Below are 24417 nucleotides of genomic sequence, written 5' to 3' on the forward strand. Positions count from 1 at the left end.
GGATGCGTGCCCGAGGTACGGGGAAGTGCGGTCAGGGGCGAAGGGCTGCCGCCGTCTCGCGCAGCCGCGCGTGCAGTCCGCGGTAAGTCTCGCGTCCGGGCAGCCACTCCTTGCGGATCTTCGCCACGCATGTGTAGTTGGTGTCGCACACGTTGGCCAACGGCGATTCCACCGCCTGCGTCACGTACTGGTAAGCGTCCAGCTCGCCGAACCCGTAGTCGCGCACCAGCCACTGCACCAGGTCGAGCTGCGATATCCGGAAGGCGTCCTCCAGGGGACGCGCCGAACCCGTCGAGACGATGTGCGTGTCCGACTCCAGCCGGGGCCACGGAGTCGCGATCCCCTTCAGGAGCTCGACGATCACCACGGTGTTCATCGCGCACTCGACGGCCACCCCGCAGGTCTCGCCCTCGCCCTGCCGGGCGTGCCCGTCGCCGAGACTGAGCAGCGCGCCCTCGACGTTCACCCCGAGATAGCAGGTGACACCCGCCCGCATCTCGGGCGTGTCCATGTTCCCGCCGTGCGCGTCGGGCACCAGGGCGGAGCGGACCTCCAGATTGGCCGGGGCCACCCCGACCGTGCCGTGCATCGGGTCCAGCGGCAGCTCCAGCTCGATGCCGCCCTCGCGCGCCCGGAACAGGGCCGTGCGCCGGGTCCGGTCCAGCTGCCAGATCCACACCGTCTCCGGCAGCGGTGGCTGGAGGGTGGCCGTGGTGTGCGTCGAGGTGAGCGCGCCGAACAGGGGGACCGTCGTCGACGCGGCCCAGTCCCGGGCCGGTTCGATCGACACGAAGTGCACGGCGACGGTGTCGCCCGGCTCCGCGCCCTCGATGTGGAAGGGCCCGGTCTGCGGGTTGAGGAACGGGAACTCGCACACCTCGGACACCAGGTCCTTCTCCGACCGCACCCGTCCGGCGAAGCAGTCCTCCGTGTACAGGTCGAGAACCGTGCCGGGCGCGATCCGGGCCACCGGCGGCGCTCCACCGAACGTCCACGCGTAGTCGTCGGGTCCGGGCCGGACGGTGAGGATCCGGGGATCGGTCATCGCGGAAGGCCTCCGTTCTTCGGGGCGGTGACGCCAGGGGCGTCCTCGTCGAGATGGACACGCGCGGTCTCGGCTATGCGCTCGGGGTGACGGCGTATCAGCACCAGGAGCACGACCACCCCGGCCGCCATCCAGACACCGACGACCGGACCGGCGTACGACACCGGGGCGGTCAGCTTCGTCACGAAGTCGAAGACGGGCAGGCCGGCCGCGGTGAGCAGAGCGGGCACGAAGGCCACGATGCCCAGCAACGGGAGGAGAAGGTGCCGTACCGGTTCGAGGGACGCGCGGCCGCGGCGCAGGAAGTAGCCCGCGCAGGCGAGGTTGACGACGATGTAGACACCGACGACGACCGTGACGATCACCGTGGCGAGCAGCAGGAACGCGGTCACCGGGTCATAGCCGAAGCCCAGTCCGAGCACGGCGCCGACCGCCACGACCGTCTGGACCGCGATGCCGACGACGGGGGAGCGGTAGCGGGGATGGAGGGTGGCGAGGACACGCGGGAGGACCCGGATACGGGCCAGCGCGAAGGCCGTCCGCGTGGACACGTTGGCACAGGCGTTGGCGTTGGCGATCGTCGAATTCACCACCGCGAGGAACACCAGGACCCAGAAGAGCCCGAAGGAGGCCCGGGCGACACCCTCCCAGGAGGCGTCGCCCGCCGCCCCGAAGGAGGCGAACCGGTCCGGGCCGAAGTACACGGTCATCGCATAGGTCGTCACCACATAGAACAGACCGATCCCCAGGGCGGCGCCGAGCACCGCGCGGTGCATCGTGCGACGCGGGTCGCGGGTCTCCTCCGCGAGGGGCGCGGCCGCCTCGAAACCCGCGAAGGCCAGCACGGTGTACACGGAGCCCGCGAAGACTCCGCTGATGCCCTGGTAGCCGTGCGCGGTGTGCGAAGTACCGAACACGGAGAGGGTGTTGTCGCTTCCCGCCCTGGCGATCAGCCACACGGCGAAGACGAGGAAGACCGCGATCTCGAAGACCCCGAGGACGGTCCCGAAACGGGCCGAGGCACGCACCCCCAGATATCCGGTGACGGCGATGACGGCGGCGCCGGCGAGCGACCACGGCCACCACAGGTCCGCCGGGTAGGAGGCCCACTCGTCGTGCAGGGTCCCCGCGGTGGTGAACCCCAGCTGGAGCAGCAGCAACGGCGGAACCAGCGCCTCCACGAACACATAGCCCCAGCCGACCAGGAACCCCACCGCCGGATGCAGCCCCCGCGCCGCATACGTGGCCACGGACCCCGCGGCGGGTAACTCCCGCGCCAGCTCGGCCACACAGGAGGCCGTGAACAGACACGCCACCAGAGCGATCACCACCGACAGCGGCAGACTGCCGCCGGCGAAGGCCGCCCCCGACGGAATGGACGCGGCGACGGCGGCGGCAGGCGCCATCGCCGTGATGCTCTGGAACAGAACCTCCCGCAACCCGACCGCGTCCCGCCGCAGTCCCGCGGCCATCTCTCCCGACATGAGTCCCCCCTGACGTGCGCGTTTCCTCCGAGCCGGCGGAGTGCTTCGCGTGAATCACGGTACGGCGCTTGCGGGTCGGGCAGAAGAGCGCCGGGTGGTTCCGGGGACGGGGCGGGGATTGTGGAAAACCCCGCCACTCGAACGGGTGAAGGGGAGCCGTGCGGGCCTCACCCGGAGGTCACGGACCTCGCCGCTCCGCCCGTGTCAGACCCGTTCCGCCACCGTCGCCGGATCGTCCAGCACGGCGCGGACCACCGAGTGGGCCGCGCCCAGGAGGGGACCCTCGGGGCCCAGGCGGGAGACGGAGACCGGGCAGGCCGGGCCTGTTGTACGGTCGGCCAGTTCGGCTTCCAGAGCGGGAAGGAGCCAGGGGGCGAGACCGGCCAGGGCGCCGCCCAGGACCACGGACTCGGGGTCGAGGAGGTTGACGGCACCGGTCAGGGCGATGCCCAGGGCCGTACCGGCGTCGCGCAGGGCGCGTCGTACTCCCTCGTGGTCCTCGCCCGCCCGCTGCGCGAGCAGGCCGACCGCGTCCTCGCGGGATTCGAGGCCGGCCGCGCGCAGCACCGCCTCTTCTCCGGCGTACTGCTCCAGGCACCCGCGTCCGCCGCAGGCGCAGCGCGGCCCGTCGGGGTGGACCGGCACATGACCGAGCTCGCCCGCGAAACCGCGCTTCCCGCGCAGCAGTTGGCCGTCCACGACGACCGCGGCGCCGATACCGATCTCCGCGGACACATGCAGGAAGTCGTGGGGAGTGGCGTCCCCCAGCCACAGCTCGGCCAGGGCGCCGAAGTTGGCCTCGTTGTCCACCGTCAGCGGGAAGCCGGCGGGCAGCAGCGCGCCGAGGTCGGTGTCGTGCCAGTCGAGGTTCGGGGCGTGGACGACCGTGTGCCCGTCGCGGGCCACCAGACCGGGGACGGCGACCGCGAGACCGGCCGGCCACAGTCTCTCCTGCTCCGCTTCGGCCACGACCTGCCGGACCAGCACGGTCAGCTCCTCGACCACCGGCCGTGGATCCCGGCCCCGGTTGGTGCCGTGCCGCACGGCACGCGCGCGTACCTCGCCACGCAGGTCCACCGCGCACACGGCGAGATGGTCGACCCCGACCTCCGCCCCGACACCGGCCGGACCGCGCCCGCTCACCGCGAGCGCCGAGCCCGGCCGCCCGACCCGGCTGGGCCGCTCCGGGCCCAGCTCCTCCAGGAGGCCCCAGCGGACCAGCTCGTCCACCAGGGTCGACACCGCCGCCCTGGTCAGACCGATGCGCGAGGCGACCGCGGCCCGCGACAGCGAGCCCTCGGCGCTGACCGCGTGCATCACGCGCGCGAGGTTGCGCCGGCGCATGCCCTGCTGGGTGTCCGGCAGGGCACGGCCGGTCGTCGTCGGGCGGGCCTCGTGCAGCGGTGCGGTCATGCCTCCCTCAATCCTCTGGACGGTCCTCCGCCCATCAGCTCTCTGGACAGTTCTCCGCCGATCAGCGGTCCTCCGGCGCCCGCTCCAGGAGCGGGGCCGCGTCGGAGAGTACCCCGGAGATCCTGGCCAGCGTCGCGTCGTCCCGCTCCACCGCGTCCAGCACGGGCCCCGCGTCGGTGTTCCAGCGCCGTGCCACCGCCGCCGGGTCCTCGCCGGTCAGCAGCCCGGCCGCCTGCGCGGCGGCGCCCAGCGCGACCAGCTCCTTCGCCTCGGGCACCTGCACCGGACGTCCCGACAGCCGCCGTACCGTCTCCTGCCAGGCCCGGCCGCGGGCGCCGCCGCCGATCAGCAGTAGCGGGGTGGTCCGGTCGGCGTCCTCGTCGAGCACCAGGTCCAGGGCGCCCAGCAGGGCGTGCACGGCGCCGTCGTAGGCCGCCTGGAGGAGCTGGCCGGCGGTGGTGTCGTGGCGCAGACCGTGCAGCAGCCCGGAGGCGTTCGGCAGGTTCGGGGTGCGTTCGCCGTCCAGGTACGGCAGCAGGGTGACCGAGGTGCCCGGCTCGACGGCCTCGCGGTCCAGCCCGAGGAGCGCCGCGACCCGGTCGACCGCCAGGGTGCAGTTCAGGGTGCAGGCCAGCGGCAGCCAGTCGCCGTGCGCGTCGGCGAAGCCCGCCACTGTGCCCGTGGGGTCGGCGGGCCGGTGCTTCGAGACGGCGTACACCGTGCCCGAGGTGCCGAGGCTCAGCACCGGGGTGCCCGGGCGCAGCCCGAGGCCGAGCGCCGCCGCCGCGTTGTCGCCCGTCCCGGGAGCGACCAGGGTGCCCTTGGAGAACGGCAGGTCGTGGCTGTCCCGGACGGTGCCGGCGATCTCGCCCGGCCGGACCACCCGGGGCAGGAACGACGGGTCCAGGCCCACATGCGCCAGGGTCTCCGCGTCGTACGCCTCGGTCGCCGACGCCCACCAGCCGGTGCCGGAGGCGTCACCGCGGTCGGTCGTGCCCTGCCCGGTCAGCCGCTCGGTGAGGTAGTCGTGGGGGAGCCGTACGGCCCTGGTCGCGCGGACCGCCTCCGGTTCGTGCTCCGCCAGCCAGGCCCACTTGGTGACCGTGAACGACGCGCCCGGCACACTGCCTGTGCGCTCCGCCCATGCCTTCGGGCCGCCCAGCTCCTCGATCAGCCGCTGCGCCTGGGGCGCCGAACGGACGTCGTTCCACAGCAGCGCGGGCCGTACCGGCTCGCCCCGCTCGTCCAGCGTCACCAGACCGTGCTGTTGTCCGCCGATCGACACGGCCGCCGCCTCGCGTGCGGCGTCCCCGCACTGGCGCAGCGCCTCGCACAGCGCGTCCCACCACTGGCGCGGGTCGCTCTCCCGACCCGCCCCGGAGGAGACGGTGTGCGGCGCCTGGCCGCTCGCCACGATCTCTCCGGTGGACGCGTCGACCACCAGCGCCTTGGTGGACTGGGTGGACGTGTCCACGCCGACGACGAGCGGACCCTCGGCTGCTGACATCGGGCTCTCTCCCTTTTTCCGCGCCTCGCGGTTTGCCTGACCTGCAGTTTTCCTGGTTTACCGGGGTGTCGCGACCCGGATTTCATCCGTTGGGGACAGGGTGACCCTTCCCAGGGATGCGTCGGCATACTAATTTGTAAACGGCCATGACGAAATAGTCGGCCCGTAGTCATCAGCACACTCATCGAGCACAGGCATCAAGCAAGGAGCCGCGGCATGAGCTTCCAGCCCACCCCCGAGGACAGGTTCACCTTCGGCCTGTGGACCGTCGGCTGGCAGGGAAGGGACCCCTTCGGCGACGCCACCCGCCGCGCCCTCGACCCGGTCGAGACGGTGCAGCGCCTGTCCGAACTGGGCGCCTACGGTGTGACGTTCCACGACGACGACCTGATCCCCTTCGGGTCCTCGGACACCGAGCGTGAATCGCACATCAAGCGCTTCCGCCAGGCCCTCGACACGACCGGCATGACGGTCCCGATGGCCACCACCAACCTCTTCACGCACCCGGTCTTCAAGGACGGCGCGTTCACCGCGAACGACCGCGAGGTCCGCCGCTACGCGCTGCGCAAGACCATCCGCAACATCGACCTGGCCGCCGAGCTGGGCGCCAAGACGTACGTCGCCTGGGGCGGCCGCGAGGGCGCCGAGTCCGGCGCCGCCAAGGACGTCCGGGTGGCCCTCGACCGCATGAAGGAGGCCTTCGACCTCCTCGGCGAGTACGTCACCTCCCAGGGCTACGACCTGCGCTTCGCCATCGAGCCCAAGCCGAACGAGCCCCGCGGCGACATCCTGCTGCCCACCGTCGGCCACGCGCTCGCGTTCATCGAGCGCCTGGAGCGCCCCGAGCTGTACGGCGTCAACCCCGAGGTCGGCCACGAGCAGATGGCGGGCCTTAACTTCCCGCACGGCATCGCCCAGGCCCTGTGGGCGGGCAAGCTCTTCCACATCGACCTCAACGGCCAGTCCGGCATCAAGTACGACCAGGACCTGCGCTTCGGCGCCGGCGACCTGCGTGCCGCCTTCTGGCTGGTCGACCTGCTGGAGAGCGCCGGTTACGAGGGCCCGAAGCACTTCGACTTCAAGCCGCCGCGGACCGAGGACTTCGACGGCGTGTGGGCGTCGGCCGCCGGCTGCATGCGCAACTACCTGATCCTCAAGGAGCGCGCGGCCGCCTTCCGTGCGGACCCGGAGGTCCAGGAGGCCCTGCGCGCCTCCCGCCTGGACCAGCTGGCCCAGCCGACCGCCGCGGACGGCCTCCAGGCGCTCCTCGCCGACCGCGCGGCCTTCGAGGAGTTCGACGCGGACGCGGCCGCCGCACGCGGGATGGCCTTCGAGCAGCTCGACCAGCTGGCGATGGACCACCTGCTCGGCGCCCGGGGCTGAACACGCACGCGCGCGTGGGGGCCGCTTTCGCAGCGGAAGCCCTCACGCGCGCGTGTCGCTACCTGTATCCGGATGGCCGGTTCTCGTGGGAAATGCTCCGGAATCATGCGGTCCAGGGTATGAGTCCGTATCAACTCCCGTGCAGGGCTCGCGCGATGACCGGTACGCGGTGACTCTTGACGGTATGGCCATGCCGCCCGTACCGCCCCGCCCGCCCGGCCCGCCGGATGGCACCCCGCCCCCGGACGGAGGCTACGACCCGCCTCCGCACGGCGGATTCGGACCACCGGCGGGCGGCGGCTTCGGTCCGCCTCCCGGCGGGGGTTTCGGGGCGCCCCCGGACGACGGCTACGGGTTGCCCTCGGACACCGGCTACGGGGCGCATCGGCAGGCCGGCTTCGGGCCGCCCCCGGACGACGGACGCGAGCAACCCCCGCACGGTGGTTTCGGCGCGCCGCCCGGGGACTACGATCCGCCCACCGCCGTCGGCTGGCACCCTCCGCCCCCGGAGCCGCCCCGCCGGCGCAGGGGCCCGCTGTTCGCCGTGCTCGCCCTGCTGGTGGCCGCCGTGGCCGTCGCCGTCGTCGTCCTGATGGCGTCCGGCGGCGACGGCTCACCCGGCAAGAAGCCGACCATGAGCAGCCCGAGCACCTCCGGCTCGCCCGGGCCCTCCTTCAGCCTCCCGACCGAGCTGCCCAGCAGCCTGCCCTCGCGGCTGCCGAGCGGACTGCCCTCGGTGCTGCCTTCGGAACTCCCCAGCGAGTTCCCGAGCGACTTCCCGAGCGGTCTGGACTCTCTGCTGCCCTCGCTGCTGGGCTGACTACAGCCCCTTGGACAGCCGGACGTACACCAGGGTCGTCTCGATACCGCTGTCGACCAGGCGGCCCTGTGCGTCGAAGGCGCCCGTCCCGTCGGTCATCCCGAAGTCGTTGTCGTTGATCAGGGCGAGCGTGTCGTGGTCCACGCGCGCGATGCCCTCGATCTTCAGCGGCACCCCGGTCACCGTGTTCAGGTCGACTACGAGACGCTTGTCGAGCACCGGCACACCGGCGGCGGCCGGGTCCTCCAGCTGCTCCAGCGACGGAGAGGTGGTGGCGTCGTCGTAGGCGCCGCCGAGGATGTTCGACCTGCGGTCCAGCTTCACCGACTCCAGCCGCGCCGCCTTGTCGGTGCGCTCCTCGACCAGCAGTCGGTCACCGCCCACGGCCACGATCGACGAGATCTTCAGCTCGGACGTGTCGTCCTCGCTCGGGTCCACCACGTTCACCGGGTCGAACCGGTAGGCGTACTCGGCCGTGACCGCCTGCTTGCGGGGCGAGAACCGCAGCAGACGGGTCGTGCGAGAGGCGTCCCCCGCGTCTCCGTCCGGCAGGGAGAGCGGGCTCTGCAGGGCCATCACGAGATCACCGTCGGGCAGCAGGGCGAGGCCCTCGAAGCCGCGGTTGATCTTCCGGTGCAGGAAGACGGACGGCAGCGCCTCCACCACGGGGTAGTCGGCGCCGGTGAGGTTCAGCCCCTTGGGCACGTAACGGGTCAGCACCTTCCCGCGCGCGGAGACGTGCACCAGCGACGGCCCGTACTCGTCGACGACCCAGAAGGATCCGTCCGCCGCGCGCACGATGCCCTCGGTGTCCAGACCGTTCGGGTTGTACGACAGCGGGGTCTTGGCGTCGTAGGAGTACGGCGCCTCGTCCCGGCCTGCCTGGTTGGACAGCCCGGTGACGGCCTTGCCCGAGGAGGTGGTGATCGGGATCGCGTCGATCACATCGAGGCGGTCACCGGCGACCCGGACCTTCACGATCGCCGGGTCGAAACCGGGCACCGGGAACGTGCGTCGCTTCTTGCCGTCGACCTTGATCTGGCCGTTGGGGCCGCGGTCGGTGACCGTCCAGTATTCGCCCTTGCGGCCGGCCGGGTAGATGTCGCTGCCGATGCCGCCGAGGTCGATACCCCGGTCGTTGTCCACACTGCCCGGCAGCAGCGCGTTGCTGAAGGTGCCGAGCGGGATGTCGCCGAGGGTCGCCGTGCGGACGACCTGCGCCTCGCCGGACGGCGAGGCGGTGGCCGTGCCCGCCGCCACGAGGGCGGCGGCCAGGGCCAGGGGCAGGCCCGTCACGACGGAACGGTGGACGCGGCGACTGCCGGTGGCGTGCGGGGACATCGGGCCTCCTGGTGGCAAGTACGTTGGCAGCGGCCAGAGTTGGGCCTCACCAGGAACGCCGCTCGACCAGTCGGTGAACGGAGGGCGACCGCCACTCGGCGGATCATCCGTTTTCGGCCTCGGGGTGGTGGACCGCTGGCCGGCCGGGAATGACTACGCTGAAGGCAGACCTGCTTCACAATCTGTTCGACTCGGCCCTCAGGGGCCAGTAAGGGTCGCTCGTCAGGGATGTCTCAGGGTCGCGGTCCGGAACCGCGGGAGGCGCGGGCCCGTTTTCAGATCAGAGAGCGGCAATGGCCGCGAAGGAGGCGACGCTGATGTCGAAGAACGCGAAGATCGCCGCAGGGGGTGTGGCGGTCGGGCTCATCCTGCTGATATGGCTGCCCTGGTGGGTGACGTTCCTGATCGTGGTGGGCGTCCCGGTGGCCGCGTACCTCACCCTCGACCCCTCGCAGCGGCGCAGGCTGCGCCGGGTCACGCGCAAGGAGATCGGCCACTGAGTCACTGTCCCGGGGCCGCGCCCCCGACTGGCGGGATGCGGCCCGGGACGGCTCACAGGGGCCGTACGGCCATCTTGTCGAGGGCTTCCAGGAGGCCGGGGAGCTCGGGACCCCGGCCCACGGGCAGAACCTCGCCGGGCTCCTCGTCGAGCAGCACGAACGCGATGTCGTCGGTGCGGGCCACGATCGACCAGCCGGGCCCGTCGGCACGCAGCGTACGGGCGTCACCCGGGGCGAACGACGAGCGGACCCGGCCCAGCGGCGGAGGCGTGTCCACGTAGGCCCATGCCTCGGCCAGGACCCGCCGGACCCCGACGTGCCCCTTCGGGGCCGGCTCGGCGTCCTGCGGGGCCTCCTCGGCGTCCTCCGCGGAGGCTGCTGACGTTTCGGCCGCCGCCGGTGCCGGGAAATGGTCGTCGCTGATCTGCTCCCGCCAGATCGCCCACTGCAGGGCGATCTCGTCCGCGCCCAGCCGTCGCTGCGCCGCGCCCCAGGAACTGGTGTCCGGCGGCGTCAGCGGGGCCCGGTCCGCGACCTCCGGGCCGGGGTCGTGCGGCGCGGGCACGTTGGGAGCCGCCACGGCGACCGCCAGCGGCCAGCCGGGCAGGGCGGCGACCACCGTGCGCTCGTCCGGCGACAGGTCGTACTCCATCCCGCAGTCCCAGGACGCGATCGCGACGGCGACCAGCGAGACGTCGTCGATGACGACCGTCCAACGCGCCCCTTCGCCGTCCTGGCCGAGCACCAGGCCGTACCCGTCGGCGCGTGGCGCCAGCTCCAGCGCCGCGCACGCCTCCGGATAGTCGTCGCCCAGCACGCTCGGAAACTTCGCCGGCGTCAGCAGCACCGCCGTGAGCACGTACAGCGCCTCGTCCGCGGCGGCGACGGCCTCCTCGTCCGTCCCAGCCATCCCTGCCTCCCCAGTCGTTCGTCCAACGGCGCGCACCCTAGTGCGAGGGGAAGGCCGTTGTCACGACCAGCACCACACGCGGAGCTGCAGCTTTCCACAGGGACGGGGACGAATCGGCCCGGGCGGGCACCGAAGGTTCACACGACGGGCAGTCCCAGAAGGTCACGCGCCACCGTCTGCGGCGACTCGTCGCGCTCCCGCGCCAGCGCGACGACGGCCCGGCACGCCAGCTCGCTCACCCCGAACGACAACGCCTCCGGCGACACCCAGCCGGCCACTTCGTCGATCCGGTCCTGGTCGTCCTCAGCGCGGGCCGTGACATGGGCGGCCGCGGCCTCGAACAAGTTGTGCGCACGCTGTTCACGCCGCTGCGGCACCTCCCCGTCCCCTGCGCCACGAAATCTGCCTGCGTACCTGCGGATCCGGTCGAACACGCCGGCCACCTTCCCCCTGCTGTCCGTCTCATCCGAACGTTCGGCTTCCTCCATCGAACGTAGGGTTGAAGCCCAGGCAACAAAAGAGGGCGCCGCCGGGACGGCTCAGCCGGCCTCGGCTTCCAGCGAGGCGACGGTGGCGCGCAGCCAGGCGAGTTCGGCACGGCTCGTGGCGCGCGCGATGGTCAGGATGCCGCGTCGGAACGGGTCGTCCAGCTCCTCGGCGCGCACCGGCCGGTCACCGTCGTAGAAGAAGCTCGAGGGCTCCTCCAGGTGCCCGATGAAGGCGAGCACCGTGAACCAGCGGTTCTCGTCGGTGATGTCGCGCTCAGAACCTGGACGCGTTTCCGCCCTCGGCCGCGGGCAGCAGTGCGATCGCCGCCCACGAAGAGGACGAGTTCGTCCACGGCGCCTACGCGCGCGTGCTCGACAAGGTGGGTCCCCTTTGGGCGGCGACCATGCGGCTCGCCGACCCGCGCGCACTGCACCGCAGCGCCGTGGGCCTGCGGCGCGGTTCGGATCCCGTCAACGTGATGCTCGACAACCCCGACGCCTTCGCGGCGGCCATCGTCGGCTAGCGTCCGCGGACCGCCAGCGCGAGGAACCGGGCGTCCTCGTCCACGTACGACGTCATGCGCCAGCCCGAACCGGCCAGCAACGGGCCGAGGTTGCCCTCCGCGCGCAGGTCGCCCGGGGTGATCTGCCGTCCCTGGCGCGCCGCCAGAGCGGCCCGGCCGATCGGGTGGAACAGGGCGAGCGTGCCGCCGGGGCGGACCACCCGCGCCAACTCCCGCAGATTCTCCGCAGGCCGGGGCAGATGGGCTATCAGCCCCGCGGCGAACACAGCGTCGAGGGACTGCGACCGCACCGGCAGCGCGGCGACGTCGGCGAGCAGCAACCGCCCGTCACGGTCCCGGCCGGCCCGCACCGCGGCCTGGAGCATCGCCGGGGTCAGGTCCATGCCGAGGACCGCGCCCGACGGCCCCACGGCCGCGCGCAGCGGCGGCAGCGCACGCCCCGTGCCGCAGCCCGCGTCGAGCACCCGGTCACCCGAGCGCAGCCCCAACTCGGTCACGGCGGCCGCGTACGCGGGACCGTCGTCGGGGAACCTGCTGTCCCACTCGGCCGCCCGCACGGTGAAGAACTCCTGGACATGTGTGTGGTCATCGCTCATGCACCGCATGATTCCTCACCGCCGCGGAGGACATCCCTGCGCGCACGTTCGAGCCGGACGCGATCGTTTTGGCGCATCTCTGAGTCATATTGCAACACCTTTCGAAATGCGCCCCCTTTGTGCGCTCGTGCCCCCTAGCGTCCCTGGGCCATGGGACACTTGGACCACGCCACCTTCGGGTGGCTGACCCCCGTGCTGTCGTACGCCATGGCGTGCATAGGCGCCGCACTGGGGCTGCGCTGCACCGTCCGTGCGCTCGGCAGCACCGGCCGCTCGCGCCGCAACTGGCTGTTCACGGCGGCCTCCGCGCTCGGCACCGGCATCTGGACCATGCACTTCGTGGCCATGCTCGGCTTCAGCGTCAACGGCACCGACATCCGTTACGACGTGCCGCTGACCATCCTCAGCCTGCTCGTCGCCGTGGTCGTGGTCAGCGCCGGCGTCTTCGCCGTCGGCTACAGCCGCGACCGCAACCGCGCGCTCCTGCTGGGCGGACTCACCACCGGACTCGGCGTCGCCAGCATGCACTACCTCGGCATGGCGGCCGTCCGGCTGCACGGAGACGTGCACTACGACCCGATGCTCGTCGGGCTCTCCGTGCTCATCGCCGTGGTCGCGGCGACCGCGGCCCTGTGGGCGGCGCTCAACATCAGGTCGACCGTCGCCGTCACCCTCGCCTCCCTGGTCATGGGGGCGGCCGTCAGCAGCATGCACTACACCGGCATGTTCGCGGTCAGCGTGCACGTCACGCCCTCCGGCACCCCCCTGCCCGGGGCCACGGCGATGCAGTTCATCTTCCCCCTCGCCGTCGGCCTCGGGTCCTATCTGTTCCTCACCTCGGCCTTCGTCGCGCTCTCGCCCACGGCCGGGGAGCGCGAGGCTTCCGCCTCGGCCCAGCGGCCCGTCACGCCCGCCACCCGCTGACCCGTTCCGGCCCTCGGCGCCCCGACCCACTCCCGAGCGAGGAGGCCATGCGTACACCCCGTAGGACCCCCACAGCAGGCCCGGAGACAGCGTCCCCGCAGCCGCGGCGCGGCCGCCGCGCGCACGCCGGTCCACCCGCCGACGAACCGGTCGACGACCTCGACGGCAGCGCGCCGGACAACGCGCCTACGAGCACGGGAGGCTGGCGGATCCGGCCCCGGACCGTGCGGGCCAAGGTCGTCTGCCTGCTCATGGTGCCGGTCATGTCCCTGCTCGCCCTGTGGGCGTACGCCACCGTCACCACGGCACAGGACGTCTCCCGGCTGCGCCAGTCCCAGCGCGTCGACGCCGCCTTGCGGACCCCGGTCACCGCCGCCGTGGCCGCGCTCCAGGCGGAGCGCGCCGCCGCGGTCCGGTACGCGACCGACCCCTCCGCCGAACAGGCCGGGGATCTCAAGACACTCGGTGCCCGTACGGACCAGGCCGTGGCCGCGTTGCGGCTCGGCAGGGGCAGCACCGTCGCCGACAGCGAGGAACTGCCCTCCGGTGTAGCCCAGCGACTGGAGACCTTCGTCACCGGTGCCGAGCACCTGAGCACCCTGCGGACGGCGATGCAGAACCACAGCGTTCGCTGGGACGAGGCCTTCGGGCGGTACACGCAGACCATCGCCACGGCCTTCGCCGTGGACGGCGCACTCACCGGCATCCAGGCCGACGACATGGGCTCCGACGCGCGCGTGCTGCTCGAATTCTCCCGCGCGGGAGAAGCGTTGGCCCAGGAGGACGCGGTCCTCGCCGGCGCCCGGCTGACCGGCGGCCTCGACGGCACGCGGTTGCGGCTGTTCACCGGAGCCGTCGACACCCGCCGTGCCTTCACCGATGCGGCCGTGGCCGATCTGCCCGGCGCACAGCGCACCGCCTGGCGCCGGCTCGCAGGCGGCGACGCCTACACCGCGCTGGGCGCCGCCGAGGACAGAATCCTCGCGAGCCGGCCCGGGACCAAGGCGCTCGACGCGGCCCCGGAAACCGACTGGAACACCGCTCACGCGCGCGTGCAGGACGGCATGCGGACCGTCCAGGCCGACACGGCACGCGCGGTCGCGGGCCGGGCCGACCCGTTCGCCCGCGGCCTGCTGAGCCCGGCCGGGGCCGCCGTCCTCTTCGGCCTCCTCGCCGTGGCCGCCTCGCTCGTCATCTCCGTCCGCATCGGACGCGCCCTCGTGGTCGAGCTGGTGAGCCTGCGCAACACCGCCCTGGAGATCGCCCGCCGCAAACTTCCCGAGGCGATGCGCAGGCTGCGGGCCGGAGAGGAGATCGACGTCCGCGCCGAGGCACCTCCCGGGCCGCCCGCCGAGGACGAGACCGGGCAGGTCGCCGAGGCCCTCGGCACCGTGCACCGCGCCGCCCTGCGCGCTGCCGTGGAACGCGCCGAACTCGCCAGCGGCATCTCGGGGGTCTTCGTCAACCTCGCCCGGCGCAGCCAGATCCTCGTCCACCGCCAGCTGAGCCTGCTCGACAGCATGGAACGCCGCTCCGACGACCCCAACGAACTGAGCGACCTCTTCCGCCTGGACCACCTCACCACCCGCATGCGCCGCCACGCGGAGAGCCTGATCATCCTCTCCGGAGCGGCCCCCGGCCGGGCCTGGCGCATGCCGGTGTCCCTGACCAACGTCGTACGGGCCGCCGTGTCGGAAGTCGAGGACTACGCGCGCGTGGAGGTACGGCAGCTCCCCGAGGCGGCCGTCATCGGCACGGCCGTGGCCGACCTCACCCATCTGCTCGCCGAGGTCGTGGAGAACGCCGCCCAGTTCTCGCCGCCGCACACGCGCGTGCGCGTCACCGGGGAACCCGTCGGCAACGGCTACGCCCTGGAGGTCGAGGACCGCGGCCTGGGCATGGGCCAGGAGACCCTCGCCGAGGCCAACCGGCGCATCGAGCAGTCCGAGGCCCTCGACCTGTTCGACAGCGACCGGCTCGGCCTCTTCGTGGTCAGCAGGCTCGCCGCCCGGCACGGCATCAAGGTGCACCTGCGCACCTCCCCGTACGGCGGCACCACCGCTGTGGTCCTGCTGCCGAAGGCCCTGCTGCACGGCGGCCCGGCGGAACGTTCCGGCCCGCCGACGGCCGAAGCCGAGCCGGCACCGGAACGCGAGTACGCGCGCGTGCCCGGCGCGGCGCTCCCGGAGGCCGCCCCCGCCCAACGGCCCGCCCTCGCCGTCACCGCCCACCCGTCCCCGCAGCCGGCGCCCGAGCCGCCGCCTCCCGGAGTCACCGCCTTGAGGCCGCACCGCCCACCGCACGACTCCGAGTCCCTGGACGCCGACCTCCCACGCCGGGTGCGGCAGGCGAGCCTCGCCCCCCAACTGCGCGATCCACGCGCCGAGGAGCCCGCACCGGCCCGTCGGCGCGACGAACGCACCCCCGAACTCGTCCGCGACCGCATGGCGGCCTACCGCGAGGGCTGGGCGCGCGGCGGCGGCAGGCAACCCGGCCGCGGAGCCGCCCCGGAACCCGACCAGGGCACCGACAGCACCGAAGGAGACCGCGCATGATCCAGGACCCGAGCACGAGGACGGACCGGCACTCCGGCGAACTCGACTGGCTGCTGGACGACTTGGTGCTGCGCGTCACCGAGGTACGGCACGCCGTCGTGCTGTCCAACGACGGCCTCGCCGTCGGCGCGTCGACCGACCTCAGGCGTGAGGACGCCGAACACCTCGCCGCCGTCGCCTCCGGCTTCAACAGCCTCGCCAAGGGCGCCGGACGGCACTTCGGGGCGGGCGGGGTGCGCCAGACCATGGTCGAGATGGACGATGCCTTCCTCTTCGTGGCCGCCGCGGGCGACGGCTCCTGCCTCGCCCTGCTCACCGCCGTGACCGCCGACATCGGCCTGGTCGCCTACGAGATGGCACGCCTGGTCAAGCGTGTCGGCGAACACCTCTACACGGCGCCGCGCATCGCCGCGCGGCCACCCGCCGCCGGATGAGCCGGAAGACCCCCACCGATGAGCGAGTACACGACCGGCGCCCCGCGCGAGCCGGGCAGCCAGTGGTACGACAGCGAGGCCGGGCCCCTGGTCCGTCCCTACGCCATGACCGGCGGCCGTACCAAACCCGGCCCCACCGGGGTGCGGTTCGACCTGATCGCCCTGGTCACCCTCGACCCGGGCGCGCCCGGCGTCGACGACGACACCGCCCTGGGCCCCGAACACCGGGCGCTGATCGACCTGTGCCGGGTGGAGACACAGTCCGTCGCCGAACTCGCCGCCGGCGCCGACCTGCCGGTGGGCGTGGTCCGGGTGCTCCTGGGCGACCTGCTGGAACTGGGCAGCGTCACCGTGAGCCGCCCGGTGCCACCGGCCCAGCTCCCCGATGAACGGATTCTGCGCGAGGTCATCGAGGGATTGCGGGCGCTGTAGATGAGTATTCGGAACCAACCGGGCCCGAGCCGGTCACAACAGATGCGTTCCGGTCCAACCGCCCGCGAAGAGGCGGCAGTTGTCATGATGCTGGCTTCGTGGCCCGAGCGGCGTCCCGAATACCCCGAGCGGCACCGCGAGCGTCCCGACGTCGACCGAAGCCGGCCCTCCCGAGAGAAGTGATCATGGTCTCCGAGCACTCCGAGCCCGCCGCCGACGACACGGCGGCCATGGCGCTCAAGATATTGGTCGCCGGCGGCTTCGGCGTCGGCAAGACGACCCTGGTCGGCGCCGTCAGCGAGATCCGGCCGCTGCGCACCGAGGAAATGCTCAGCGAGGCCGGCCAGTTGGTGGACGACACGGACGGCGTGGACCAGAAGGTCACCACCACCGTCGCCATGGACTTCGGGCGTATCACCATCCGCTCCGGGCTCTCGCTGTACCTCTTCGGCACCCCGGGCCAGGACCGCTTCTGGTTTCTCTGGGACGAGCTGTCGCAAGGAGCCCTCGGCGCCGTCGTCCTCGCCGACACCCGGCGCCTCGAGGACTGCTTCCCGGCGGTCGACTACTTCGAACACCGGCACATCCCGTTCGTCGTCGCCGTCAACTGCTTCACCGGCGCGCGCACCTACGGTGCCCACGACGTCTCCCGCGCCCTCGACCTGGACCAGGGCACGCCCGTGGTCCTGTGCGACGCCCGCGACCGGGACTCCGGCAAGGAGGTGCTGATCCGGCTCGTCGAGTACGCCGGGCGGATGCACACCGCCCGGCTCCTCGACTCGGTGGGCTGAACCTCAGCCCGTGAGGTCCTTGAGCGCCACCACCTTCTCCACGGTGACCCGGACCAGCAGCTCGCCCGGGACGCCGTTGCGGGCGCCGAACTCCTCCGCGCGTTCCTCGCCCATGTAACGAGCCGCGATCCGGGTGGCGGAATCACGCAGCTCGCCCAGGTCCTCCGACAGCCGCGCGCGCCCGTTCAGCACCACGAAGTGGAAGGGGGGCCGGTCGTCGTCCACACAGAGGGCGACACGCCCGTCACGGGTGAGATTGCGCCCTTTGACCGTGTCCTTGCCGGTGTTGAAGACCAGCTCCTCGCCCTCCAGCAGGAACCAGATGGGAGCCACATGCGGGCTGCCATCTGCGTTGACGGTGGAGAGCTTGCCGGTGCGGGTGCCGTCCGAGACGAACGCCCGCCATTCCTCGTCGGTCATCTTCTGTGCCATGTCCCCATCCTCCTTGCCCGGACGCCGGAGGTGGGGAAGGCTGGCGGGGAGATCCTCCAGCCAGGGGGAGACGGCACACGGGGAGACGTTACGACATGGCGCAGAACCAGGGACTCGGCTGGCTGCTCGACGACCTGACCGAGCGCGTGGAGCACGTGCGGCACGCGCTGGTCCTGTCGAACGACGGACTGGTCACGGGAGCGAGTACAGGCCTTCGCCGGGAGGACGCGGAGCATCTGGCCGCCGTCGCCTCCGGGCTGCACAGCCTGGCCAAGGGCTCAGGACGCCACTTCGGCGCGGGCCAGGTCCGCCAGACGATGATCGAGTACGACGACGCGGTCCTGTTCGTCACCGCCGCCGGAACCGGCAGTTGCCTGTGCGTGCTCAGCTCGGCGGAGGCCGACATCGGCCAGATCGCCTACGAGATGACGCTGCTCGTCAACCGGGTCGGCGAACACCTCGGCGTGGACGCCCGGCAACCGGAGCGATCCTCCGCGATAGACCTCTGACCTGTGGATTCGCACCCCGGCGCAGAGTTATCCACAGGCCCGCCACGAGATTCGCCGGAGCGGATACGGTCTTTTCCACGGCGAGCGCACCGGGCGCGAGCCACCCACTCCACGGGGGAGACCGACCATGTCCGGCACCACCACGCTCACTCAAGCCCGCCCGCTGTCCTGTGCGTTCAGTCGCGCGGCCCGTGAACTGGGCCTCAAGCGAGGCGAGTTCGACCTTGCGGTGCATCTCGGCCGGATCCGCACAGTACCCGACGAGGGAGGCGGCGGAGGCCGCCGCGTCCCCCGCACCGAGATCGAGCGGCTCCGTACCCATACCGGCTCCCTGCGCGAAAGCGTGAAAGTCGTCGGTACGACCGAGGGTGCGGCCCTGATGGAGATCCCCTCGGGCAGGTTCACCCGCTTCGCGAAACTCGGCCTGGTGACCCCCGTGAAGTGGTACCCGAACCGCTACCGTGCCGTGGTCTGGCTCTATCTGGCCGAGGAACTGCGGCGGTTCGCGGCCGACGAGAAGAACACGCGGCTGCTCACCGGCCGTACACCCGAGGAACTGCGTGAGCGTCTGAGGGCGGGAGCGGACCAGCGGGCCCGCAACTGGCGCGGACGGCACTGCGGATTCCTGCTGAGGCAGGCGGACGGGCCGTGGCAGCGGGCCGGGGTGGTGGCCGGCTTCCTGGACCCCGCCGAGATCGACGACCTTCTGACGGACCCTCACGAACGTGCATACGTGGCAGCTCTCCGTGCGGCCCCGCCCGCCCACGGCGCACCCGGCTCGCCCGCCGCGCAGCTCGCCGAGGAGCTCATGACGGCGGACGACCCGGACGAGCTCGACTGGTTCCGCAACGACCTGGCACGGGAAGTGGCGGAAGCCCGCGCACTCCGGCCGGCCCCCCGCCCCGCCGCACCATCTCGGCTCGCCGCGACCGTGGGGCCGAGGCTCCCGCACGCGCCCGCCCAGCCGGAACACTCGCGAGGTCTGCGCGGCTGGCTGCTTCGCAGAAGCCCCCGCCGCGCCCGCTGACGGACCCGGACCCCGTCGGCTAGAGCGCCCTGAACAGCCCCTCCTGGACGACCGACACCAGCAGTCGCCCCTCCAGGTCGTAGACCCGCCCGCGGGCCAGGCCCAGCCCACCCGTGGCGATGGGGGACTCCTGCTCGTACAGGAACCACTCGTCCGCGCGGAACGGCCGGTGGAACCACATGGCGTGGTCCAGTGAGGCGATGTCGAAGTTCCGCTGCCCCCACAGCGGTTCGACGGGGACGCGGACCGCGTCCAGGAGGGTCATGTCGCTGGCGTAGGTGAGCGCACAGGTGTGCACCAGGGGATCGTCGCCCAGCGGGCCGACCGCGCGCATCCACACCGCGCTGCGCGGCTCGGCGCCCGCGATCTCCTCGGGGTGCCAGCGCAGGCGGTCGACATAGCGGATGTCGAAGGGCTGGCGGCGCGCCATCCGCTCCAGTTGCTCGGGCAGCTCTCCCAGGTGCTTGCGGATCTCCTCCGCGAGCGTCGGCAGCGACTCCGGGTGGGGCACCTCGCGGAACTGCGGCAGCTGGTGCTCGAAAGCTCCCACCTCAGGCTTGTGGAAGGAGGCGGTCAGATTGAAGATCGTGCGGCCCTGCTGCACGGCGGTGACCCGGCGCGTCGTGAACGACCGCCCGTCCCGGACTCGTTCGACCTGGTACACGATGGGCACGCCCGGCCGGCCCGGGCGCAGGAAGTACGCGTGCAGCGAGTGCACCGGACGGTCGCCCTCCGTGGTGCGGCTGGCGGCGACCAGCGCCTGGCCCGCCACCTGGCCGCCGAAGACCCGCTGGAGGGACTCCTGGGGGCTGCGGCCCCGGAAGATGTTGACCTCGATCTGCTCCAGGTCGAGCAGGTCGACCAGTCTCTCGGCCGGGTTCGTCATGGATGAGGTTCTCCTGTGGTCAGAGCAGGCCGGGGCCGAGCCGGCCGGATCAGAGCTGGCCGACATCGGTGACACGGACGATCGCACGGCCCTCGGCGTCGGAGGCCGTCAGGTCGATCTCCGCGCTGATGCCCCAGTCGTGGTCGCCGTTCGGGTCGTCGAAGATCTGGCGGACGCGCCACAGCCCGTTCTGCGGCTCCTCCTGGATCACGAGCAGCTTGGGGCCACGGGCGTTGGGGCCGGTGCCCAGGTCCTCGTACTCGTCCCAGTACTTGTCCATGGCCTCGCCCCAGGCGTCGGCGTCCCAGCCGGACTCCGCGTCCATCTCGCCCAGTTCGTCGACCTGGTCGAGGGCGGCCAGCTCCACACGCCGGAACATCGCGTTGCGGACCAGGACCCGGAAGGCGCGCGCGTTGGCGGTGACCGGCTTGACCTCGTCGGCCTTCTCCCGGGCCTCCTCGGCGGTCATCTCCTCCGGGTTGGCGAGCTGCTCCCACTCGTCCAGCAGGCTGGAGTCGACCTGGCGGACCATCTCGCCCAGCCACTCGATCAGGTCCTGCAGGTCCTCGGACTTGAGATCGTCCGGGATGTTGTGGTCAAGGGCCTTGTACGCGCTCGCCAGGTAGCGCAGCACGATGCCCTCGGTGCGGGCCAGCTCGTAGAAGGACACCAACTCCGTGAAGGACATCGCCCGTTCGTACATGTCCCGGATCACGGACTTGGGCGACAGCGGGTGGTCGCCGACCCAGGGGTGGCTCTTGCGGTACGTGTTGTACGCGTGGAAGAGCAGCTCTTCCAGGGGCTTCGGGTAGCTGACGTCCTGGAGCCGCTCCATGCGCTCCTCGTACTCGACGCCGTCCGCCTTCATCGCGGCCACGGCCTCACCCTTCGCCTTGTTCAGCTGGGCGACGAGGATCTGGCGCGGGTCGTCCAGCGTGGACTCGACGACGGACACCATGTCGAGGGCGTAGGACGGCGACTCGGGGTCGAGGAGTTCGAACGCGGCGAGGGCGAATGTGGACAGCGGCTGGTTGAGCGCGAAGTCCTGCTGGAGGTCGACCGTGAGGCGGACGATACGGCCGGTGGGGTCCGGCGTGTCCAGCTTCTCGACGATGCCGCCGTCCACCAGCGAGCGGTAGATCGCGATCGCCCGGCGGATGTGCCGCAGCTGCTGCTTGCGCGGCTCGTGGTTGTCCTCCAGCAGATGGCGCATCGCCTCGAAGGCGTTGCCCGGGCGGGCGATCACCGACAGCAGCATCGTGTGCGTCACCCGGAAACGCGACGTCAGCGGTTCCGGCTCGGACGCGATCAGCTTCTCGAACGTGTTCTCCGTCCAGCCGACGAAGCCCTCCGGCGCCTTCTTGCGCACCACCTTGCGCCGCTTCTTCGGGTCGTCCCCCGCCTTCGCGAGCGCCTTCTCGTTCTCGATGACGTGCTCGGGCGCCTGTGCGACGACCAGCCCGGCCGTGTCGAAGCCCGCGCGGCCCGCCCGGCCGGCGATCTGGTGGAACTCACGGGCGCGCAGGGTGCGCACACGGTTGCCGTCGTACTTGGTGAGGGCGGTGAACAGGACCGTGCGAATGGGCACGTTGACGCCCACGCCCAGGGTGTCGGTGCCGCAGATGACCTTCAGCAGACCGGCCTGCGCCAGCTTCTCCACCAGACGCCGGTACTTGGGCAGCATGCCGGCGTGGTGGACACCGATGCCGTGCCGGACGTAACGGGAGAGGTTGCGGCCGAACTTGGTGGTGAAGCGGAAGTTGCCGATCAGCTCGGCGATCTGCTCCTTCTCCTCCTTCGAGCACATGTTGATGCTCATCAGCGCCTGCGCCCGCTCCACCGCCTGCGCCTGTGTGAAGTGCACGATGTACACCGGCGCCTGCTTGGTCTCCAGCAGCTCGGTGAGGGTCTCGGTGAGCGGGGTGAACTTGTACTCGTAGGACAGCGGCACCGGGCGGGTCGCCGAGCGGACCACCGACGTCGGGCGGCCGGTACGGCGGGTGAGGTCCTTCTCGAAGAAGGAGACGTCGCCGAGCGTGGCCGACATCAGGATGAACTGGGCCTGGGGCAGTTCGAGGAGCGGGATCTGCCAGGCCCAGCCGCGGTCGCCCTCCGCGTAGAAGTGGAACTCGTCCATGACGACCTGGCCGACGTCCGCCTGCCTGCCGTCGCGCAGGGCGATGGAGGCGAGCACCTCGGCGGTGCAGCAGATGACGGGCGCGTCCGAGTTCACGGAGGCGTCGCCGGTGAGCATGCCGACGTTCTCGGTGCCGAAGAGCTTGCACAGCTCGAAGAACTTCTCCGACACCAGCGCCTTGATCGGAGCCGTGTAGAAGGTGACCTCGTCCCGGGCCAGCGCGGCGAAGTGCGCACCCGCGGCGATCATGCTCTTGCCGGAGCCCGTCGGGGTCGACACGATCACGTTCGCCCCGGAGACCGCCTCGATCAGCGCCTCCTCCTGGTGGGGGTAGAGCGTGAGACCACGCTCCTCGGCCCAGGACTCGAAGGCTTCGTACAGGGCGTCGGGGTCGGCGGTCGGCGGCAGTCGATCGATGAGGGTCACGGACCCATCTTGCCTGGCCCACCCGCTCAGGGGGGAATCGGCTTCGAGCACGAAGATCACGGCCGCTACGCTGTGTCGCCGACGGAGCGTCAACGCACCCGGTCAACTGGACAGCGGCACACGAGGAATGGGGCGGGCAACGGCCATGATGGGACCAGCACACTCACTGTCGGGAGCCGCCGCCTGGCTCGGCGTCGGAGCGGCGGCCGCCGCGAGCGGACACCCGATGCCCTGGCCGGTACTGCTGGTCGGGGCGCTGATCTGCGCCGGCGCCGCGCTCGCCCCCGACCTCGACCACAAGGCGGCCACCATCTCGCGCGCCTTCGGACCGCTGTCGCGCTGGCTCTGCGAGATCGTCGACAAGCTCTCCTACGCCGTCTACAAGGCGACCCGCAAGCCCGGCGACCCGCGCCGCAACGGCGGGCACCGCACACTGACCCACACCTGGCTGTGGGCGGCGCTGATCGGCGGGGGCTGCTCGGCGGCGGCGATCCTGGGCGGCCGCTGGGCGGTGCTGGCGATCCTCTTCGCGCACATGGTGCTGGCGATCGAGGGCCTGCTGTGGCGGGCCGCGCGCGGCTCCAGCAGCGACATCCTGGTGTGGCTGCTGGCGGCGACCAGCGCCTGGATCCTGGCGGAAATCCTGGACAAGCCCGGCAACGGTTCGGACTGGCTGTTCACCCAGCCGGGCCAGGAGTACCTGTGGCTGGGGCTGCCGGTGGTGCTGGGGGCGCTGGTGCACGACATCGGGGACGCGCTGACGGTCTCCGGCTGCCCGATCCTGTGGCCCATCCCGATCGGCCGCAGGCGCTGGTACCCGCTGGGCCCGCCGAAGGCGATGCGGTTCCGCGCGGGCAGCTGGGTCGAGCTGAAGGTGCTGATGCCGGTGTTCATGGTGCTGGGCGGCATAGGCTGCGCGGCCGCTCTGAACGTGATCTGACCCGGACGCCGGCCGGCCTAGGGGCCGCTGTGTCCCGCCGGTCGGCCGATCTCCGGTGCGATGTGCCCCGAGGGTCAGCCGGCCTTCCCCGAGCCACTCCCGTACCGGCGCTCGAACGCGGCGACACGGCCCTCGGAGTCCACCGTGCGGGCCTTGCCGGTGTAGAAGGGGTGGCTCTCGGAGGAGATCTCCACGTCGACCACCGGGTAGGTCCGGCCGTCGTCCCACTCGATGGTCTGGTCGCTGGTCGCGGTGGACCGGGTCAGGAAGGCGTAGCCGGCGGCTCGGTCGCGGAAGACCACGGGGTGGTAGTCGGGCTGCTTGTCCTGCTGCATGGCGGCTCCTCGAACAGGGCGGTCGGGGCGTTCGGGCGGGGACGGCAGGGTTCAGCCGTAGGTGGTGTCCTCGTCGACGATGTGCATCGCGGCCTCCTCGGCGGAGGCCCCGGCGCCGTCGATGCCGATGTCGGTGGCGACCAGGCCGTTCTCGTCGTCCTCGTGCGCCCCCTCGTTCGGGGCCACGAGCCGGCCGGAGCGCAGATCCCCGACCTCGTTGTCCAGGAGCTCGCCGTCGCTGCCCTGGCAGTCGCCGATGCCGTCGCCGTCGGGGACGGCCGGATCGGGCAGCTCCTCCGCGAGCCGCTGGTCCAGGGTCTCGCCCCGGTGCCGCTCCGCCGCGGTCACCCCGGTGTGCTCCACCGCCCACGGCCGCTCGGGCGGGGACCAGCCACGGTCCAGGGGATCGCTGACGCCGTCGGACTCCAGCGTGTCCTCCACGTCGAGCAGTCCCGTGTCCTCGCGGATCTCGGATCCGTCGGGCTGGTAGACGTCGTCCCCCCATCCGTCGGCGGTGGTCACGGCTACCTCCAGGGAGTGAGGACGCGGTCCGCGGGGCGGGCCGCCGTCATGCTCGG

Annotated in this window: 24 protein-coding genes and 2 pseudogenes; 12 read left to right on the forward strand and 14 right to left on the reverse strand. The window is 71.9% G+C overall.

Features of this window, described 5'->3' with window-relative positions:
- Positions 1-31: 31 nt before the first annotated feature.
- From AB0D85_RS24640 to xylB, 4 genes are all read right to left on the reverse strand, one after another.
- A complete protein-coding gene (locus tag AB0D85_RS24640) occupies positions 32-1045 on the reverse strand; it encodes an acetamidase/formamidase family protein (protein ID WP_362323882.1) in 1014 nt (337 codons plus the stop codon).
- Positions 1042-2529, reverse strand: a complete 1488-nt coding sequence (locus AB0D85_RS24645) for an APC family permease (RefSeq protein ID WP_362323885.1) — start codon at positions 2527-2529, stop codon at positions 1042-1044. Before AB0D85_RS24645 ends, AB0D85_RS24640 begins: the two co-directional genes overlap by 4 nt.
- A 204-nt stretch (positions 2530-2733) precedes the next feature.
- Positions 2734-3942 carry an ROK family transcriptional regulator gene (locus AB0D85_RS24650; RefSeq protein WP_362323887.1) on the reverse strand — a complete coding sequence of 403 codons (1209 nt, stop codon included), beginning with the start codon at positions 3940-3942 and terminating at the stop codon, positions 2734-2736.
- Between the two features lie 61 nt (positions 3943-4003).
- Complete coding sequence (xylB, locus tag AB0D85_RS24655) at positions 4004-5449, reverse strand: xylulokinase (protein WP_362323890.1); 1446 nt, start codon at positions 5447-5449, stop codon at positions 4004-4006.
- 216 nt (positions 5450-5665) lie between these two features.
- On the opposite strand from xylB, the gene xylA reads away from it, so the two are divergent.
- A complete protein-coding gene (gene xylA, locus AB0D85_RS24660) occupies positions 5666-6832 on the forward strand; it encodes a xylose isomerase (RefSeq protein WP_362323892.1) in 1167 nt (388 codons plus the stop codon).
- 184 nt (positions 6833-7016) lie between these two features.
- The gene (locus AB0D85_RS24665) at positions 7017-7652 is read left to right on the forward strand and encodes a hypothetical protein (protein ID WP_362323894.1); all 636 of its coding nucleotides are present in this window, start codon (positions 7017-7019) and stop codon (positions 7650-7652) included.
- Here the strand turns inward: AB0D85_RS24665 and AB0D85_RS24670 are convergent, their stop codons facing one another.
- Positions 7653-8993, reverse strand: a complete 1341-nt coding sequence (locus AB0D85_RS24670) for an esterase-like activity of phytase family protein (RefSeq protein WP_362323896.1) — start codon at positions 8991-8993, stop codon at positions 7653-7655.
- Positions 8994-9310: 317 nt separating this feature from the next.
- On the opposite strand from AB0D85_RS24670, the gene AB0D85_RS24675 reads away from it, so the two are divergent.
- A complete protein-coding gene (locus AB0D85_RS24675) occupies positions 9311-9493 on the forward strand; it encodes a hypothetical protein (RefSeq protein WP_362324125.1) in 183 nt (60 codons plus the stop codon).
- Between the two features lie 52 nt (positions 9494-9545).
- Here AB0D85_RS24675 and AB0D85_RS24680 read toward each other — a convergent pair whose 3' ends face one another.
- The 3 genes and pseudogenes from AB0D85_RS24680 to AB0D85_RS24690 form a co-directional block, all read right to left on the reverse strand.
- On the reverse strand, positions 9546-10403 hold the full coding sequence (locus AB0D85_RS24680) for a hypothetical protein (protein WP_362323898.1): 858 nt from the start codon (positions 10401-10403) through the stop codon (positions 9546-9548).
- A 137-nt stretch (positions 10404-10540) separates the two neighbouring features.
- Complete coding sequence (locus tag AB0D85_RS24685) at positions 10541-10837, reverse strand: hypothetical protein (RefSeq protein ID WP_362324128.1); 297 nt, start codon at positions 10835-10837, stop codon at positions 10541-10543.
- Positions 10838-10942: 105 nt separating this feature from the next.
- Positions 10943-11167 (reverse strand): annotated as a pseudogene (locus AB0D85_RS24690) (PadR family transcriptional regulator); the annotation flags it as partial.
- A 2-nt stretch (positions 11168-11169) separates the two neighbouring features.
- Here AB0D85_RS24690 and AB0D85_RS24695 point away from each other — a divergent pair.
- A pseudogene (locus tag AB0D85_RS24695) lies at positions 11170-11415 on the forward strand (alpha/beta hydrolase); the annotation flags it as partial.
- On the opposite strand, the gene AB0D85_RS24700 reads toward AB0D85_RS24695, so the two are convergent.
- Positions 11412-12011 carry a class I SAM-dependent methyltransferase gene (locus tag AB0D85_RS24700; protein ID WP_362323900.1) on the reverse strand — a complete coding sequence of 200 codons (600 nt, stop codon included), beginning with the start codon at positions 12009-12011 and terminating at the stop codon, positions 11412-11414. The pseudogene AB0D85_RS24695 and the gene AB0D85_RS24700 sit on opposite strands and share 4 nt — an antisense overlap.
- A 150-nt stretch (positions 12012-12161) precedes the next feature.
- Between AB0D85_RS24700 and AB0D85_RS24705 the strand changes: the two genes are divergently transcribed.
- From AB0D85_RS24705 to AB0D85_RS24725, 5 genes are all read left to right on the forward strand, one after another.
- A complete protein-coding gene (locus AB0D85_RS24705) occupies positions 12162-12935 on the forward strand; it encodes an MHYT domain-containing protein (RefSeq protein WP_362323902.1) in 774 nt (257 codons plus the stop codon).
- A 47-nt stretch (positions 12936-12982) separates the two neighbouring features.
- A complete protein-coding gene (locus AB0D85_RS24710; RefSeq protein ID WP_362323904.1) occupies positions 12983-15490 on the forward strand; it encodes a nitrate- and nitrite sensing domain-containing protein in 2508 nt (835 codons plus the stop codon).
- The gene (locus AB0D85_RS24715; protein WP_362323907.1) at positions 15487-15924 is read left to right on the forward strand and encodes a roadblock/LC7 domain-containing protein; all 438 of its coding nucleotides are present in this window, start codon (positions 15487-15489) and stop codon (positions 15922-15924) included. Before AB0D85_RS24710 ends, AB0D85_RS24715 begins: the two co-directional genes overlap by 4 nt.
- 18 nt (positions 15925-15942) lie before the next feature.
- Positions 15943-16356: a DUF742 domain-containing protein gene (locus tag AB0D85_RS24720; protein ID WP_362323909.1), complete on the forward strand. Its 414-nt coding sequence runs from the start codon at positions 15943-15945 to the stop codon at positions 16354-16356.
- Between the two features lie 185 nt (positions 16357-16541).
- Entirely contained in the window at positions 16542-17147 is a 606-nt protein-coding gene (locus AB0D85_RS24725) for an ATP/GTP-binding protein (RefSeq protein ID WP_362323912.1), read from the forward strand.
- Between the two features lie 3 nt (positions 17148-17150).
- Here the strand turns inward: AB0D85_RS24725 and AB0D85_RS24730 are convergent, their stop codons facing one another.
- Positions 17151-17579 carry a PPOX class F420-dependent oxidoreductase gene (locus AB0D85_RS24730; protein ID WP_362323914.1) on the reverse strand — a complete coding sequence of 143 codons (429 nt, stop codon included), beginning with the start codon at positions 17577-17579 and terminating at the stop codon, positions 17151-17153.
- A gap of 95 nt (positions 17580-17674) precedes the next feature.
- Between AB0D85_RS24730 and AB0D85_RS24735 the strand changes: the two genes are divergently transcribed.
- The gene (locus tag AB0D85_RS24735; RefSeq protein WP_362323916.1) at positions 17675-18088 is read left to right on the forward strand and encodes a roadblock/LC7 domain-containing protein; all 414 of its coding nucleotides are present in this window, start codon (positions 17675-17677) and stop codon (positions 18086-18088) included.
- A gap of 127 nt (positions 18089-18215) precedes the next feature.
- Entirely contained in the window at positions 18216-19115 is a 900-nt protein-coding gene (locus tag AB0D85_RS24740; RefSeq protein ID WP_362323918.1) for a DUF6397 family protein, read from the forward strand.
- Positions 19116-19134: 19 nt separating this feature from the next.
- Here the strand turns inward: AB0D85_RS24740 and AB0D85_RS24745 are convergent, their stop codons facing one another.
- Together AB0D85_RS24745 and AB0D85_RS24750 are read right to left on the reverse strand one after the other, a co-directional pair.
- Positions 19135-20001, reverse strand: coding sequence for an acyl-CoA thioesterase II (locus tag AB0D85_RS24745; RefSeq protein ID WP_362323920.1), 867 nt, complete (start codon positions 19999-20001; stop codon positions 19135-19137).
- Between the two features lie 49 nt (positions 20002-20050).
- Entirely contained in the window at positions 20051-22564 is a 2514-nt protein-coding gene (locus AB0D85_RS24750) for a DUF3516 domain-containing protein (RefSeq protein WP_362323922.1), read from the reverse strand.
- Between the two features lie 145 nt (positions 22565-22709).
- Here AB0D85_RS24750 and AB0D85_RS24755 point away from each other — a divergent pair, with 145 nt between their 5' ends.
- The gene (locus AB0D85_RS24755; RefSeq protein WP_362323924.1) at positions 22710-23504 is read left to right on the forward strand and encodes a metal-dependent hydrolase; all 795 of its coding nucleotides are present in this window, start codon (positions 22710-22712) and stop codon (positions 23502-23504) included.
- A gap of 74 nt (positions 23505-23578) precedes the next feature.
- Here AB0D85_RS24755 and AB0D85_RS24760 read toward each other — a convergent pair whose 3' ends face one another.
- Positions 23579-23839: a type B 50S ribosomal protein L31 gene (locus AB0D85_RS24760; RefSeq protein ID WP_362323926.1), complete on the reverse strand. Its 261-nt coding sequence runs from the start codon at positions 23837-23839 to the stop codon at positions 23579-23581.
- A gap of 51 nt (positions 23840-23890) precedes the next feature.
- Entirely contained in the window at positions 23891-24361 is a 471-nt protein-coding gene (locus AB0D85_RS24765) for a DUF5709 domain-containing protein (RefSeq protein ID WP_362323928.1), read from the reverse strand.
- Positions 24362-24417: the final 56 nt, after the last annotated feature.

The sequence above is a fragment of the Streptomyces sp. NPDC048277 genome (genome assembly GCF_040652235.1).
Classification (GTDB): Bacteria; Actinomycetota; Actinomycetes; order Streptomycetales; family Streptomycetaceae; genus Streptomyces.